Source organism: Xanthobacter sp. DMC12 (assembly GCF_056314105.1).
In genome coordinates this window covers 1,729,509-1,742,682 of the sequence record NZ_JBQUYZ010000001.1, presented here as the reverse complement: position 1 = coordinate 1,742,682, position 13,174 = coordinate 1,729,509, and the positions used below count along the sequence as shown (strand labels likewise).

The 13,174-nt window shown below is 68.1% G+C and carries 14 protein-coding genes; 11 read left to right on the top strand and 3 right to left on the bottom strand.

Annotated elements, in window-relative coordinates; all coding sequences use genetic code 11:
* The first annotated feature begins 245 nt into the window (after positions 1-245).
* Positions 246-2,120 (top strand): tetratricopeptide repeat protein, encoded by a 1,875-nt coding sequence (locus tag ACT535_RS08045; RefSeq protein WP_476363947.1) that lies wholly within the window; start codon positions 246-248, stop codon positions 2,118-2,120.
* A 128-nt stretch (positions 2,121-2,248) separates the two neighbouring features.
* A complete protein-coding gene (locus ACT535_RS08040) occupies positions 2,249-3,634 on the top strand; it encodes a sigma-54-dependent transcriptional regulator (RefSeq protein WP_476363946.1) in 1,386 nt (461 codons plus the stop codon).
* A gap of 6 nt (positions 3,635-3,640) precedes the next feature.
* Here ACT535_RS08040 and hslU read toward each other — a convergent pair whose 3' ends face one another.
* From hslU to ACT535_RS08025, 3 genes are read right to left on the bottom strand one after another with little or no spacing between them, the layout of a single operon-like run.
* Positions 3,641-4,948 (bottom strand): ATP-dependent protease ATPase subunit HslU, encoded by a 1,308-nt coding sequence (hslU, locus tag ACT535_RS08035; protein ID WP_476363945.1) that lies wholly within the window; start codon positions 4,946-4,948, stop codon positions 3,641-3,643.
* Between the two features lie 41 nt (positions 4,949-4,989).
* Positions 4,990-5,538 carry an ATP-dependent protease subunit HslV gene (gene hslV, locus ACT535_RS08030; protein ID WP_168460094.1) on the bottom strand — a complete coding sequence of 183 codons (549 nt, stop codon included), beginning with the start codon at positions 5,536-5,538 and terminating at the stop codon, positions 4,990-4,992.
* Positions 5,539-5,598: 60 nt separating this feature from the next.
* On the bottom strand, positions 5,599-6,390 hold the full coding sequence (locus ACT535_RS08025; protein WP_168460090.1) for an alpha/beta fold hydrolase: 792 nt from the start codon (positions 6,388-6,390) through the stop codon (positions 5,599-5,601).
* A gap of 145 nt (positions 6,391-6,535) precedes the next feature.
* Between ACT535_RS08025 and hisB the strand changes: the two genes are divergently transcribed.
* The 9 genes from hisB to ACT535_RS07980 all read left to right on the top strand — a co-directional run bounded on the left by hisB (position 6,536) and on the right by ACT535_RS07980 (position 13,166).
* Positions 6,536-7,129, top strand: coding sequence for an imidazoleglycerol-phosphate dehydratase HisB (hisB, locus tag ACT535_RS08020; RefSeq protein WP_476363944.1), 594 nt, complete (start codon positions 6,536-6,538; stop codon positions 7,127-7,129).
* 21 nt (positions 7,130-7,150) lie between these two features.
* The gene (locus ACT535_RS08015; RefSeq protein ID WP_476363943.1) at positions 7,151-7,636 is read left to right on the top strand and encodes a DUF2628 domain-containing protein; all 486 of its coding nucleotides are present in this window, start codon (positions 7,151-7,153) and stop codon (positions 7,634-7,636) included.
* A gap of 60 nt (positions 7,637-7,696) precedes the next feature.
* Positions 7,697-8,296 (top strand): imidazole glycerol phosphate synthase subunit HisH, encoded by a 600-nt coding sequence (hisH, locus tag ACT535_RS08010; protein WP_476326387.1) that lies wholly within the window; start codon positions 7,697-7,699, stop codon positions 8,294-8,296.
* On the top strand, positions 8,284-9,021 hold the full coding sequence (hisA, locus tag ACT535_RS08005; RefSeq protein ID WP_476363942.1) for a 1-(5-phosphoribosyl)-5-[(5-phosphoribosylamino)methylideneamino]imidazole-4-carboxamide isomerase: 738 nt from the start codon (positions 8,284-8,286) through the stop codon (positions 9,019-9,021). Before hisH ends, hisA begins: the two co-directional genes overlap by 13 nt.
* A 7-nt stretch (positions 9,022-9,028) precedes the next feature.
* Positions 9,029-9,802, top strand: a complete 774-nt coding sequence (gene hisF, locus ACT535_RS08000) for an imidazole glycerol phosphate synthase subunit HisF (protein WP_476363941.1) — start codon at positions 9,029-9,031, stop codon at positions 9,800-9,802.
* A gap of 135 nt (positions 9,803-9,937) precedes the next feature.
* Positions 9,938-10,264, top strand: coding sequence for a phosphoribosyl-ATP diphosphatase (locus ACT535_RS07995; RefSeq protein ID WP_476363940.1), 327 nt, complete (start codon positions 9,938-9,940; stop codon positions 10,262-10,264).
* A gap of 16 nt (positions 10,265-10,280) precedes the next feature.
* Positions 10,281-11,252, top strand: coding sequence for a type I pantothenate kinase (coaA, locus tag ACT535_RS07990; protein WP_168460063.1), 972 nt, complete (start codon positions 10,281-10,283; stop codon positions 11,250-11,252).
* Between the two features lie 250 nt (positions 11,253-11,502).
* Positions 11,503-12,714, top strand: coding sequence for a tyrosine-type recombinase/integrase (locus tag ACT535_RS07985; protein ID WP_476363939.1), 1,212 nt, complete (start codon positions 11,503-11,505; stop codon positions 12,712-12,714).
* 221 nt (positions 12,715-12,935) lie between these two features.
* Positions 12,936-13,166 (top strand): hypothetical protein, encoded by a 231-nt coding sequence (locus ACT535_RS07980; protein WP_476363938.1) that lies wholly within the window; start codon positions 12,936-12,938, stop codon positions 13,164-13,166.
* The last annotated feature ends 8 nt before the right edge of the window (positions 13,167-13,174 follow it).

Sequence of the window (13,174 nt, the reverse complement as noted above, 5' to 3'; positions counted from 1 at the left end):
CTTGTCTTTCGGCGCCAAATTGCAACGCGCCAGCGCGCACGGTGCGGGTCGCACGCCTCCGGCACCTGCCGGCCGGCGGCCTTGGGTGCGGTCGCGTCGCGGCAAGGCTATCAGCCCGAACTGCCGGTGGGAACCGGCGGATGGACACTTGCCGCTGGGTGCGGCGCGACCATGATCCCGCCCTCTTGCTTGTGCATGGGTTCTGATCGACAAAGGTCGTGACCGTAGGTTAGGACGGTATCGTGGTGAGCAGCGCGGCAGATGCGGGCGAAGAGAGCGCGGTGGAAGCCGTTGCCGAAGGCGTGACCGAGGCGGTCGACGCCTCGGCCGGCGTGCGCTCTGCCCTCGACCGCATCCTCGCCTCGGCCGATTTCGCCTCCTCGCCACGCCTGGCCGCATTCCTGAGATTCGTGGTCGAATCGACGCTGGACGGGCGGGCGGATGCGCTGAAAGGCTACACCATCGCGGTGGAGGCCCTGGGGCGGCCGCCGTCCTTCGATCCCCAGACCGATCCCATCGTCCGGGTGGAAGCCACCCGGCTGCGGCGCGCGCTGGAACGATATTACGCGACCATCGGCGCGGACGATCCGGTCATCATCGACGTCCCGAAGGGGGGGTATGTTCCCCAGTTCCGGAGCCGGGGGCCGGAGGACGCGGCACCGACGGACGTGGATGCAACCGGCACGCTTCCGGAGGCCCCCGAGCTGTCGGCCGACATCGCCCGCCCCCGCCGGCTGCTCCCCGCCATGGCGGCCGGGCTCGCGGTGGTCGTGAGCGTGGGCATCGGCCTCGCCCTTTGGAACTCCGAGATCAAGGCGCCGCATGATGCGGCATCGGCTTCTGCGACAGCGGACCGGATCCGGCTGCCGCTGGTCGAGGTCCGCACCTTCGAGGCGTCGGGTGACGGCGCGCCGCCCGTCACCGAGCTGCGGGCCATCGAGGAGCGGATGCGCGATGCCTTCGCCCGCTTCGACTTCACCCAGGTGCGCGCGGCCGGGGCCGACATTCACGAGGGGGCCGTCGCCGAGGCCTGCTCCGCCAAGGTGCCGCGCTCCGTCTTCTCCCTTGCCGGGCTTGCCGAAGGGCGGCCGGATGGCACCTTCTCGCTCGCCGTGCGTCTCACCGATCGCTGCGACGGTTCCATCGTCTGGTCCACCATGATGGACGGGCTGGCGGGTGCCGGCCGGCTCGCGGAGAGCGAACAGCGAGTGATTCATGACGTCGCCGTCGCGGTGATGGAGGGCTACGGTGTCGTGCAGGTGCGCGCCCGCTCCCAGGCCCTCGCCCGCGCACCGGCCTCCGGCTATGGCTGCGTGGCGGCCGCCGCCGCGCAGCGCCGCAGCGACAGCCAGGAGACGCGGCCGGAAATGAAGGCCGAGACCCGGCAGGAGACGCGTGGCATCAATGTGGACGAGTGTCTCGCCGAACTGACCCGCCGCGATCCCGCCTTCGCGCTTGGCCATGCGGTGCGGGCCGAGACCCAGCTCCAGCGCACCCTGCACGACGATACCCCGGCCCCCTCCGAGGCCGAGCTCGAGGTGATGCTCGACGAGGCCGAGCGCGCCGTCGAGTTGGCCCCGGCCAGCGCGTATGCGGCCCGCGCGCTTGCTCTGGTGCAATTGTTTGCCGGTGAGCCGGACGAGGCGGTGGCGACCGCCGAGCGCGCCCTGCGCCTCAATCCGCTGGATTTCGATGTGGCGGCGACGGTGGGCGTGGTGTTCATCGGCGCCGGACGGATCGCCGAGGGCGAGACGCTGCTGGCCAACGCGCGCCGCGAGGGCGCCGTGGCCACGCCGTTCCGCGATTCCTATCTGGCGCTGGCCGCCTTCCTGCGTGGCGACCTGATCGCGGCGCAGGCCCTGCTGCCCCAGCTGACGCTCCATCCGACGGTGGAGAACCGCATCGCGCTCGCGCTCAGCCTCCACGCCCTCGGCCGCCACAGTGAGGAGCGGGAGGTGGTCAACCTGATGGTTCATCAGGCCTCCGACGGTGCGGATGGCGTGCGCCGGTTGGTGACGCGCCTGCTGCCGTCGAAGGATCACGCCGCGCGTGCGCTCGCGGCGCTGGAAAGCGCAGGCCTGTCCGCCGAGGCCGGCGGGGGCAAGCCCCCGCGGGGTTGAACGGCAATCTCGCCTGATCGGATCGGCAGAAGCGACGCCACGCAAATGGGTTGTGCGGTCGGCAAAGCTTCCTTTACCCTGTCCGGCGTTTACTGCCAGGGATGTTCGTATTACGCGATCCACATTCCATGTCTCAATTTTCCCTCGCCCGCCGCTCCGGCGGGCCGGCCCGCCTGCTGATATGCGATCCCGATCCAGCGGTGCGCGCCACGGTTCGGGCCGCGCTCGCGCGCCGTGATTCCCTCGACATGGTCGAGGCGGCCGATATCACCGCGGCTCTGGCGCTGCTGCCGCGCTGCACGTCTGCGTTGGTCGGCACGGTCGATCCGGATGAGGCGGTCCGGCGCGTAAGGGCCAGCGGCTTTGCTGGCACTCTCGTCGTGGCCCTGGCCGAAGGCTCGGTGGCCGATGCGGTCGCCGCGATGCGGGCAGGGGCCGACGACGTGGTGCAGAAGCCGTTCGTGGTCGAGGAGGTGATGGACCGCCTGCTGGCCGCGACCCCGGCGCGCCGCCCAGAACGTCGGCGCCGGGCGGCCCGCCCCCTGCCGCGGGGCGGTGATTTCTGCGGTCTCTACGGGCGTTCGGCGCCCATGCTCGCCGTCTATGCCCAGATCGAGCGCCTTGCGGCCTCCCGCGCGGCGGTGTTCGTGACCGGTGAGAGCGGCACCGGAAAGGATCTGGTGGCGGCGGCGGTCCACGCCGCGTCGTCGCGGCGCGATGCGCCCTTCGTTGCCCTCAACTGCGCCGTCATTCCCCCCGAACTCATGGAAATCGCCTTGTTCGGCCGCGAGGACGCGGGCGCCATGGACCGGGCCCAGAGCGGCACGCTGCATCTCGACGAGATCACGCAGATGGAGCCGGCCTGTCAGGCCCGGCTGATGCACTTCATGGAGACCGGCCGCTTCAGTCCCGTGGGCGAGGTGGCAGAGCGGGAGGCGGACGTCCGCCTCGTCTGCGCCACCAGCCGCGACCCGCTGGAGGAGGTGCGCGCCGGCCGTCTCCGGGAGGACCTCTATTATCGGCTGGCCGTGCTGCCGCTGGCGCTGCCGCCGCTCCGCGCGCGGGGCGACGACGTGCTGCTTCTGGCGGAAACCTTCCTCGCCCGCTTCGCCGGTGAGGAAGGACGGCCGATGCCCCGCTTCACGGCCGAGGTGGTGGAAGCGCTCCGCGCGCACCGCTACCCCGGCAATGTGCGCGAGCTGCAGAACCTGATGCGCCGGGTGGTGATCCTCAGCGAGGGCGGCACCATTCCGCCCGGTCTGCTGGCCCAGCCCGACGCGCCCGAGGCACCGGCCGCCGGCCGCTCCCCCGAGGTGCTGATCCAGGGCTGGTCCGACAACTTCTCCTGGCAGGGACGAGTGGAGCCCCTGTCGGTGGTGGAGCGGCGGGCCATAGAGGCCGCCATCGCCGCCTTCGACGGCAACATCTCGCTCGCCGCCGCCGCCCTCGATCTCAGCCCCTCGACGCTCTACCGCAAGAAACTGGCCTGGGGTGACCGCACGCGCCTTTCCTGAGCCGCCTCACAGGATGAAGCGGCTGAGGTCGGCGTTCTTGGCAAGGTCCGCGACGCGCGATCGCACATACTCCGCATCCACTACTACCGTCTCGCCGGAGCGGTCCGGGGCCGAGAAGGATAGGTCGTCGAGCACCCGCTCGATGACCGTTTGCAGGCGACGGGCGCCGATGTTCTCCACATTGGAGTTCACCTCCACGGCGGCATCGGCGATGGCCTCCACGGCGTCCGCGGTCACGTCCAGCGTCACGCCTTCCGTGCCCATGAGGGCCACCGACTGCTTGACGAGGCTCGCCTCGGTCTCCGTGAGGATGCGCACGAAATCGGCCCGGGTCAGCGCCTCCAGCTCCACCCGGATGGGCAGGCGGCCCTGAAGCTCCGGCAGCAGGTCTGACGGCTTCGAGACGTGGAATGCGCCGGAGGCGATGAAAAGGATGTGGTCGGTCTTCACCGACCCGTGCTTGGTGGACACGGTCGTGCCCTCGATGAGCGGCAGCAGATCGCGCTGCACGCCCTCGCGGGAGACGTCCGCGCCCGAGCGGCCCTCGCGCCCGGCGATCTTGTCGATCTCGTCGAGGAAGACGATGCCGTTGTTCTCGACGGCATGGATCGCCTCCTGGGTGATGGCGTCCTGGTCGATCAGCTTGTCCGCCTCTTCGGTGAGAAGAAGGGGATGGGCCTCCTTCACCGTCACGCGGCGCGGCTTGGAACGGCCGCCGAAAGCCTTGCCCAGCATGTCGCCCAGCGAGATGGCGCCCATCTGCGCGCCGGGCATGCCGGGGATCTCGAACATGGGCATGCCCTGCTGGCCCTGCTGCACCTCGATCTCGACTTCCTTGTCGTCGAGTTCGCCGGCCCGAAGCTTCTTGCGGAAGGCGTCACGGGTGGCCTGAGAGGCGCTGGCGCCCACCAAGGCATCAAGCACGCGGCTCTCGGCATTGAGGTGGGCCTTCGCCTGCACGTCCTTGCGCTTGGCCTCGCGGGTCAGGCCGATGCCGACCTCCACGAGATCGCGCACGATCTGCTCCACGTCCCGGCCCACATATCCCACCTCGGTGAACTTGGTGGCCTCGACCTTGAGGAATGGCGCGCCGGCGAGGCGGGCGAGGCGGCGGGAAATCTCGGTCTTGCCGACCCCGGTCGGGCCGATCATCAGGATGTTCTTGGGCAGAACCTCCTCGCGCAGCTTTTCGTCCAGCTGCTGCCGGCGCCAGCGATTGCGCAGGGCGATGGCGACCGCGCGCTTGGCCTTGGCCTGGCCGACGATGTGGCGGTCCAGTTCGGAGACGATCTCGCGGGGGGAAAAGTCGCTCATGGAATCATGTGTCCTTCTGGCGGTGGCGGGGCCGGGGGCGCTCAGGACCCGATGGTTTCCACGACGATGTTCCGGTTGGTGTAGACGCAGATATCCGCCGCGATCTCCAGCGATCGCCGCACGATGGCCTCCGGGTCCTCCTCGCGGTCGAGGAGGGCGCGGGCGGCGGCCAGGGCATACATGCCGCCCGAGCCGATGCCCGCCACGCCCGCATCGGGCTCCAGCACGTCGCCGGTGCCGGTGAGGACGAGGGACACCGAGGCATCGGCCACGATCATCATGGCTTCCAGCCGGCGCAGATAGCGGTCGGTCCGCCAGTCCTTGGCGAGTTCCACGGCGGCGCGCTGCAACTGGCCGGGATACTGCTCCAGCTTCGCCTCCAGCCGCTCGAACAGCGTGAAGGCGTCCGCGGTGGCGCCGGCGAAGCCGCCGATCACGTCGCCGCGGCCCAGCCGGCGCACCTTGCGCGCATTGGCCTTCAGCACGGTCTGGCCGAGCGTGACCTGCCCGTCGCCGGCGATGGCGACCCGGTTGCCCTTGCGCACGGTGACGATGGTGGTGCCGTAAATGGTATCAGGGGAATGCTGCATAAAAAGCTCCGCTTAGGGCTTACTTATGCGCTTCCGCGGCCGGCGCAACTCGCCTCCCGCTCAGCTTCCGTTCAGGAAGGCACGCACGGTGGTGCAGAAGTTCTCTGGCGCCTCCACCATGGGGCAGTGGCCGCTGTCGATGATCTCATCGAGCTTGGCGCCGGGGATACCGTTCGCGAGCTCGCGGGCCATGGCGGGGGCGAACACGCGATCGTCGTCGCAATAGATGGCGAGGGTCGGGGCCGTGATGCGGCCGAGGCGGGTGAGGCTGTCGAAGGCGACGCAGACCTCCACCTGGCGGATGAAGGCGTCCTTCTCCTGATAAAGACCCGCGTCCAGCGACTGCTGGACCGCTGCAAACAGCGGGATCTTGTTCAGCGTGCGCATGCCGAGCACGAACGAGGTCAGCGCGGCGCCGAACGTCAGCTCGTTGTCGAGCTGGAGCCGCAGCTCCTTGAAAAGCCGCATGATCTCGGTGGTGTAGAGATCGTTGCGGGCGATGGTGTTGGACAGCACGAGCCGGTTCACCCGCTGCGGGGCGGCGATGGCGAGTTCCTGGGCGATCATGCCGCCCATGGAATGGCCGATGACGTGCGCCTTTTGAAAACCCGAGGCATCCAGCACGGCGAGGGCATCGCGGGCCATGTCGGCGGCCGTGTAGGGCGCTTTGGCGCGCTGGCTCTTGCCTATGTCGCGGTTGTCGAACTCGATGAGGGTGAAGCCCGTTAGCAGCGGGCGCGACAGGGCCCAGAAGGAGCGTTCGGCCGACAGGCCCGAGATGATGAGAAGTGGCGGGCCCTCGCCGCTGACCTGATAGGCAAGCTCCAGCCCGTCGTTGTGCGTCGTCGGCATCGGCGATCCCCGTCGAGTTGACGGTGCCGCTATGCCATAGAAGCCGATCCGAGGCGAGGCGGCCTGCGCGCGGGCGGCGTCATCTCATCGCCATATGGCGTTGCAGCGATGTTGCTGATAGAAGCCGCAGCCTTGGAGGAGTTCCATGCGCAAGGCCGAAATCGTCCGCGAGACCAAGGAGACCAGCGTCACGCTCGCCGTCGACCTCGACGGAACGGGCCGGACGTCTGTGGCCACCGGTGTCGGCTTCCTCGACCACATGCTGGACCTGCTTGGCCGTCACGCCCGTTTCGACCTCGATATCAAGGCGGTGGGCGACCTCCACATCGATTTTCACCACACCACCGAGGATGTGGGCATCGTCCTCGGCCAGGCGGTCAGGAAGGCGCTCGGCGACATGCGCGGCATCACGCGCTATGCCGACGTGCTCCTGCCCATGGACGAGACGCTCACCCGCGTCGCCGTCGACATTTCCGGCCGGCCCTTCCTCGTCTTCCGCACCGAGTTCGCGGTGCCGAAGATCGGCGAGTTCGACACCGAGCTGGTGCGGGAATTCTTCCAGGCCTTCGCCTCCAATGCCGGCGTCACCCTGCATGTGGAGACGCTGTACGGGGTGAATGCCCACCACATCGCGGAAAGCTGCTTCAAGGGCCTCGCCCGGGTGCTGCGCGCGGCGGTGGCGGTGGACCCGGCGGCGGCGGGGGAAATCCCCTCCACCAAGGGCGCCCTGGGCACGTGACGCGGAAGACGTGAGGCAGCCATGGCCAGCTGGACCGTTCTGACCCGCACCGTCGCCGGCGACACCGCCGAGCAGGCGGCAGGGCGCACCGTGTTCGTGCGCGAGAAATTCTCCTGGGTGACGCTGTTCTTCGCCCCCATCGTTCTGCTGCGCTTCCGCCTGTGGCTGGTGTTCGCGGCCTATGCGGCGGTGGCTGTCCTATTCAGTCTCGCGGAAATCTGGGGCGGCCTCGCCGACGGGGTCGGCGACGCGGTCATGATCGGCTTCCATGTGCTGCTGGCGCTGGAATTGCCGCGCCTGCGGCAGCGCAAGCTGGAGCGGCTCGGTTATGAAGAGGCCGCCGTGGTGGTCGCCGCCGACCGGGACGAGGCCGAGCACCGCTTCTTCGCGGAATGGGACGGACTGTTCCCGGCGGCGCGTGCCGCCTCCGCCCTTCCCGCCATCCGCCCGTCCTTCCCGGCTCCGGGCGGTTCATCCGGCGTCATCGGCGCCTTTCCGGGAGCCTGAGGCGTGAACGTCGCCATCATCGACTACAATTCCGGCAACCTGCATTCCGCTGCCAAGGCCATGGAGCGCGCGGCGCAGAGCCTTGCGCATGAGGCCGGCCAGAGCGTCATCGTCACCAGCGATCCGGATGTGGTGCGCACCGCGGATCGTGTCGTGCTGCCGGGCGTCGGCGCCTTCGCCGACTGCCGCGCCGGGCTTGATGCCGTTCCCGGGATGGTCGAGGCGATGACCGAGGCGGTGAAGGGCAGGGGGCGCCCCTTCCTCGGCATCTGCGTCGGCCTGCAACTCCTCGCCGAGCGCGGGCTGGAGCACGGCGTCACCGAGGGCCTCGGATGGATCCGCGGCGAGGTGGACCGCATCACCCCCAACGATCCGACCCTCAAGATTCCGCACATGGGCTGGAACACGCTGGAAGTGGCGCGCGAGCACCCGCTGCTCGCCGGCATTCCCACCGGCGCGTCCGGCCTCCATGCCTATTTCGTCCACTCCTACCACCTCAAGCCGGCGGACGGCATCGACCTCCTCGCCACCACCGACTACGGCGGCACCATCACCGCCGCGGTGGCGCGGGACAATGTGGCCGGCACCCAGTTCCATCCCGAGAAGAGCCAGACCCTTGGCCTCGCGCTCCTCGCCAATTTCCTGAAGTGGCATCCGTGATCCTCTTTCCGGCCATCGACCTCAAGGACGGCCTCGCCGTGCGCCTCGAACAGGGCGACATGGCGCGGGCCACCGTGTTCAATCGCGACCCCGCCGCCCAGGCGGAGGAGTTCGAGACACTCGGCTTCCGCTACTTGCATCTCGTCGACCTGGACGGCGCCTTCGCCGGCAAGCCGGTGAACGCGGCCGCCGTGGACCGCATCCTGGAGACGGTTTCCATCCCGGTGCAGCTCGGCGGCGGCATCCGCGACATGCGGACCGTGGAAGGCTGGCTGGAGAAGGGCGTCACCCGCGTCATCCTCGGCACCGCAGCGGTGCGCGATCCGGACTTCGTGAAGGCCGCGGCGAAAGCCCATCCCGGCCGCATCGTGGTGGGCCTCGACGCCCGCGACGGGTACGTCGCGGTGGAAGGCTGGGCGGAGACGTCCGAGCTTGCCGCCGTGGACATCGCCCGGCGCTTCGAGGACGCCGGTGTCGCCGCCATCATTTACACCGACATCGCCCGCGACGGCCTGCTGAAGGGTCTCAACCTAGAAGCCACCATCGCGTTGGCCGAGGCCATCTCGCTGCCGGTGATCGCCTCCGGCGGCCTCGCCTCCCTCGCCGACATCGAGGGATTGCTCGCTCCGGCCGGGAAGAAGCTCGAAGGCGCCATCACCGGCCGGGCCCTCTATGACGGCCGGCTGGACCCGCGCGAGGCCCTCGCGCTGGTGGCCGGACGATAGGTGCGCCATGCTGAAGGTCCGCGTCATCCCCTGCCTCGACGTGAAGGACGGCCGCGTGGTGAAGGGTGTCCAGTTCGTGGACCTGCGCGACGCCGGGGACCCGGTGGAAGCCGCGCGCGCCTATGACGCCGCCGGGGCCGACGAACTCACCTTCCTCGACATCACCGCCAGCCACGAGAATCGCGGCACCATCCTCGATGTGGTGCGCCGCACCGCCGAGCAGTGCTTCATGCCCCTTACCGTGGGCGGCGGCGTGCGTACGGTGGACGACGTGCGCACCCTTCTGCACGCAGGGGCGGACAAGGTCTCCATCAACACCGCTGCCGTGAACCGCCGTGCCTTCGTGGGCGAAGCGGCGGAGAAGTTCGGCGAGCAGTGCATCGTCGTCGCCATCGACGCCAAGAAGGTGTCGCTGCCGGGCGAGGAGAACCGCTGGGAGATCTTCACCCACGGCGGGCGGAACCCCACCGGCCTCGACGCCATCCAGTATGCCCGCGAGGTGGTGGACCTCGGCGCGGGGGAAATCCTGCTCACCTCCATGGATCGCGACGGCACCGGGCAGGGCTTCGACTGCGCGCTGACCCGCGCGGTGGCGGATGCGGTACACGTGCCGGTCATCGCCTCCGGCGGCGTCGGCATCCTCGACCACCTGGTGGAGGGCATCCGGGACGGGGGCGCCTCTGCGGTGCTCGCGGCCTCCATCTTCCACTTCGGCACCTTCACTGTGCGCGAGGCCAAAGACCGGCTGGCCGAGGCCGGTCTTCCGGTACGGCTCGACTGAGCTTCGCCGGGGGCACTGCTAAAGCAGCGCTTCCGGTTAACCCGTTTTTCGCATTTTCTTGATGCGAACCGCACCCCATGTCGCTGAAAATGCTTCAGTGCCTCCGTTCCTGACCCTTCCTGTGGGGCCGACCCGATGAGCGACAGCTTCACCCTCGCCGACCTCGAAGCCATCGTCGCGGCGCGGGCCTCTGCGGACGCGGGCTCGTCCTACACCCGCACCCTGCTCGACAAGGGCGTCGGCAAATGCGCCCAGAAGCTGGGCGAGGAGGCGGTGGAGACGGTGATCGCCGCCGTTTCGGGTAGCGAGAAGGATCTGGTGGGGGAGGCGAGCGATCTCCTCTATCACCTCATGGTGGTGCTCAAGGCGCGCGGGATCGCCCTCGCCGACATCCACGCCGAGCTTGCGCGGAGGACCGCCCAGTCCGGTCTCGCCGAAAAAGCCGCCCGTCCTCAGGCCTGACAGAGACATCGCGACCATGGACCGGCCCCTCGATCCAGGCCTCTCCCCGTATCGCTCCTTCTCCCGCGAGGAGTGGGCGAAGCTGCGCCGCGACACCCCTATGACGCTGCGGCCGGACGAGATCGCGCGGCTGGAAGGCCTCGGCGTTCGCCTCTCCATGAAGGAGGTGGAGGAAATCTACCTCCCCCTCTCGCGCCTGCTCTCGCTCTATGTGGCGGCGACGCAGAAGCTCTACCGCGCCATGACCCACTTCCTCGACCATCGCGAGGGAGAGACGGCCGGCGAGGAGAAGATGCCCTACATCATCGGCGTCGCCGGTTCGGTGGCGGTGGGCAAGTCCACCACCGCGCGCGTGCTGCAGGCGCTGCTCGCCCGCTGGCCCAATACGCCCAAGGTGGATCTCGTGACCACCGACGGCTTTCTTCTGCCCAACGCCATCCTCGAGCGCGAGGGGCTGATGGAGAAGAAGGGCTTTCCCGAGAGCTACGACGTCGCGCTGCTGCTGCGCTTCCTCACCGACATCAAGGCCGGCCGTCGGCCGGTGCGCGCGCCGCTCTATTCGCACTTCTTCTACGACGTGATGCCCGACCAGTATGTGGAGATCGACCGGCCGGACATTCTCATCGTCGAGGGGCTGAACGTGCTGCAGACCACGCGCCCGCCCAAGGACGGCAAGGCGATCCCCTTCGTCTCCGACTTCTTCGACTTCTCGGTCTATATCGACGGCGACGAGGACGTGATCGAGCGCTGGTACGTGGAGCGCTTCATGCGCCTGCGCGAAACCGCCTTTACCGATCCCCTGTCCTACTTCCACCGCTATTCGCAGCTCTCCGACGACGAAGCGCAGGCCACCGCGCTGTCCATCTGGCGGCGGATCAACCTCGTGAACCTGCAGGACAACATCCTGCCCACCCGCCAGCGCGCCGACCTCATCCTGCGCAAGGCCGGCCGCCACGAGGTGGCCGAGGTGAGCCTCAGGCGGCTGTAGGCCGCCGATGTGGCCAACCCTCGTGTAAGCTGCTGATTGATGGGGAAATGGTGTCCCGGAAGTCCACCGAACTGCCGTCCCGTCGCGTCTGTATGCGTCCTTAAAATGTGTGTATTCATAGGCATATGAGAGACCATCTGTCCTCAATCGTCCAGAGGCGTCCACCGGAAGCGCGCTAAATTAGTGGGGTTGAAAGTGGGGTTGAGGTGTTTAGACTCCCATTGGGGTTGGCGTCCCATGGGAGGGGTATATGGCTCGGGCGACGAAGAAGCTCACCGTGCGCGGGGTGGAGAGCCTCAGTGGTAAGGGTCGGCATGCGGATGGTGGGGGGCTCTATCTTCAGATCGGCCCCACCGGCACCAAGGCATGGATCTTCCTGTTCACCCGCGATGGTCGGCGCCGGGAGATGGGGTTGGGGCCGTACCCAGACGTGAAGCTCGCGGAAGCCCGTGACAGGGCCGAGGAAGCCCGGCGGATCGTGGGGAGCGGTGCTGACCCCCTCGCCCATCGGAACGCCGCCAAGGCCGCCCGGAAGGAGGCCGAGGCCGCACCCACCTTCGGGGTGTTCGCCGATGCGCTGGTGGAAAGCCTCCAACGGGGCTTCCGCAATGACAAGCACATCTATCAGTGGAAGATGACCCTCGGCCCGACCTATTGCGCCGGCATCCGGGACAAGAAGCTCGCCGACATCACCACCGATGACGTGCTGGCCGTGCTCCAGCCCGTGTGGACGGAGAAGAACGAGACGGCCGCCCGTCTGCGGGGCCGCATCGAGAAGGTGCTGGATGCGGCGAAGGCCAAGGGCCTGCGCACCGGGGAGAACCCCGCCCGCTGGCGCGGTCACCTCGACACCCTTCTTCCCAAACGCCAGAAGCTCCAGCGTGGCCATCATCCGGCGTTGCCCTATACCGACGTGCCGGCTTTCCTTACATCCCTGCGCAAGAGGGAAGCCATGGCGGCACGCGCCATGGAGTTCACGATCCTCACCGCCGCCCGGTCGGGCGAGGTGCTAGGCTCCACGTGGAGCGAGATCGACATGGAGGCCCGGACGTGGACGGTGCCCGCGAGCCGCATGAAGGCGGGGCGAGAGCATCGCGTTCCCCTGACGGAGCCAGCCATGGCCATCCTGAAGGCATTGGAGGTGGCGCGTCCGGAAACCGGGGACGGCTTCGTGTTTCCCGGCCAGCGTCCCAAGCGTCCGTTGAGTGGCATGGCCATGGAGATGCTGCTGCGCCGTCAGAAGCTGGAGATCACCGTCCATGGCTTTCGGTCTTCATTCCGCGACTGGGCTGCCGAGGAGACGAGCTTTCCACGGGAGATTGCCGAGGCGGCCCTTGCGCATGTGGTGGGCGACGCGACCGAGCGCGCCTACCGGCGAGGGGATGCGTTGGAGAAGCGCCGGGAGATGATGGCCGCCTGGGCGTCCCACTGCACCCACCCGGTGGGGGAGAAAGAGGGATAACATCTACTATAATACTACTACTCATAAAACAGTGTGTCTCTATGCCAAATTTGCCAAAATCGACGAAATAAAAATCAGTGTGATTTCAGTGGCTTGATGGCGGCCATTTCGGCATAGACGAAATGCTGGAAATGTCAAAATTGACCGAGCCGGTGAGATGGGGAGCCGCAAGCTTGCGCGCTCTCGCCACACGCAAAGCTGCTTCTTCCGGAACCGTCGCCATGACCAGTTCGCAATCCTACCCACTTCTTGAACCCTATGTGGTTGTCGCGCTCCGCAATGAGGACGGGGTGGGATGGCGGCTGCTTTCGCTCGATTGCGCTCAGGGGGGCGTTGACAGCGCGCTGCTTGGCCTGGGCCTGGAAGGCGCGGAGTATCGCCAGATCGGTTCAGGCAATTGCATGCGCGTGGTCAGGGATGCGGTGGCCGAGGAGGCCGCACTGCATCGCTGACGTTGCCC

Bases quoted from the DNA above. Each gene is read 5' to 3' on its own strand.
- ACT535_RS08015 (WP_476363943.1), top strand. From the start codon at position 7,151: ATGGCCAGCTGGACCGTTCTGACCCGCACCGTCGCCGGCGACACCGCC.
- hisB (WP_476363944.1), top strand. From the start codon at position 6,536: ATGCGCAAGGCCGAAATCGTCCGCGAGACCAAGGAGACCAGCGTCACG.
- hisH (WP_476326387.1), top strand. From the start codon at position 7,697: ATGGAGCGCGCGGCGCAGAGCCTTGCGCATGAGGCCGGCCAGAGCGTC.
- ACT535_RS08025 (WP_168460090.1), bottom strand. From the start codon at position 6,390: ATGCCGACGACGCACAACGACGGGCTGGAGCTTGCCTATCAGGTCAGC.
- hisF (WP_476363941.1), top strand. From the start codon at position 9,029: ATGCTGAAGGTCCGCGTCATCCCCTGCCTCGACGTGAAGGACGGCCGC.
- ACT535_RS07995 (WP_476363940.1), top strand. From the start codon at position 9,938: ATGAGCGACAGCTTCACCCTCGCCGACCTCGAAGCCATCGTCGCGGCG.
- ACT535_RS08040 (WP_476363946.1), top strand. From the start codon at position 2,249: ATGTCTCAATTTTCCCTCGCCCGCCGCTCCGGCGGGCCGGCCCGCCTG.
- ACT535_RS07980 (WP_476363938.1), top strand. From the start codon at position 12,936: ATGACCAGTTCGCAATCCTACCCACTTCTTGAACCCTATGTGGTTGTC.
- ACT535_RS07985 (WP_476363939.1), top strand. From the start codon at position 11,503: ATGGCTCGGGCGACGAAGAAGCTCACCGTGCGCGGGGTGGAGAGCCTC.
- hslU (WP_476363945.1), bottom strand. From the start codon at position 4,948: ATGAGCGACTTTTCCCCCCGCGAGATCGTCTCCGAACTGGACCGCCAC.
- coaA (WP_168460063.1), top strand. From the start codon at position 10,281: ATGGACCGGCCCCTCGATCCAGGCCTCTCCCCGTATCGCTCCTTCTCC.
- hslV (WP_168460094.1), bottom strand. From the start codon at position 5,538: ATGCAGCATTCCCCTGATACCATTTACGGCACCACCATCGTCACCGTG.